Raw genomic sequence first — 1,147 nt, 5'->3', positions numbered from 1 at the left:
AGCCAGCCGAGCCGGGCCGCACCGAGCGCCGCGCCCGTTTCGCCGCCGCCGTGCTGGCGCGTGCGTACGTTGAGCGCATCGGCGATCAACTGCGCCCAGAACGCGCTGCGCGCGCCGCCGCCGATCAGCGACAGCTGGTCGGTTTCGACGCCGGCCGCATGCAGCGCGTCGAGACCGTCGGCGAGGCCGAGCGTCACGCCTTCGAGCACCGCGTAGCCGAGGTGCGCGCGTTCGGTCGCATGCGTCATCCCGAAGAACACGCCCTGCGCGTACGGGTCGTTGTGCGGCGTGCGCTCGCCGGACAGGTAGGGCAGGAACAGCGGCGCCGTCGCGAGCGCGCCGGCGTCGAGCGACTCGACTTCGGCGAGCAGTGCGGGCTCGTCGGTGCCGGTCAGCTTGCAGACCCAGCGCAGGCAGCTCGCAGCCGACAGCACGACGCTCATCAATTGCCAGCGATCGGGAATCGCATGGCAGAACGCATGCACGGCCGATGCGGGGTTCGGCATGAAGCGATCGCCGACCACGCTCAGCACGCCCGACGTGCCGAGCGATACGAAGCCGTCGCCTGCATGGATCGCGCCGATGCCGAGCGCGCTCGTCGCGTTGTCGCCACCGCCGCCGGCCACCACGACGGCTTCCGACAGCCCGAGTTCGCGGGCGATGTCGGCACGCAGCGTGCCGGACGGCGCATTGCCTTCGACGATGCGCGGCATCTGGTCACGCGTCATCCCGCATGCGGCGAGCAGCGCGTCGGACCAGTCGCGTCGCGCGACGTCGAGCCACAGCGTGCCGGCCGCGTCCGACGGATCGGACACCTTCGCGCCGGTCAGCCGGAACCGCAGGTAATCCTTCGGCATCAGCACGCAGGCGGTCGCTGCGAACACGTCGGGTTCGTGCTTCGCGACCCACAGCAGTTTCGGCGCGGTGAAGCCCGGCATCGCGAGATTGCCGGCCAGTGCGTGGAGATCGGGCGCGCGTTCGGTGAGCAGCGCGCATTCGTCGGCGCTGCGCATGTCGTTCCACAGGATCGCGGGGCGCAGCACGCGGTCGTCGCGCCCGAGCAGCACCGCGCCGTGCATCTGGCCCGACAGGCCGATGCCGCGCACGGCCGCGAATGCCTGACGGTGCCGCTCGCGCAGGGTCGCGA

Annotated in this window: 1 protein-coding gene; it reads right to left on the bottom strand. The window is 71.6% G+C overall.

What is annotated here, in order from left to right; genetic code table 11:
- On the bottom strand, positions 1 to 1,147 hold a 1,147-nt coding region (gene xylB / locus G3N93_RS39910; protein WP_206135511.1), incomplete at both ends, for a xylulokinase.

This window comes from Burkholderia sp. Se-20378, from assembly GCF_017104665.1.
GTDB classification, from domain to species: Bacteria; Pseudomonadota; Gammaproteobacteria; order Burkholderiales; family Burkholderiaceae; genus Burkholderia; species Burkholderia lata.
The sequence above is the reverse complement of the archived record's forward strand: the minus strand, read 5'-3'. Positions and strand labels throughout refer to the sequence as shown.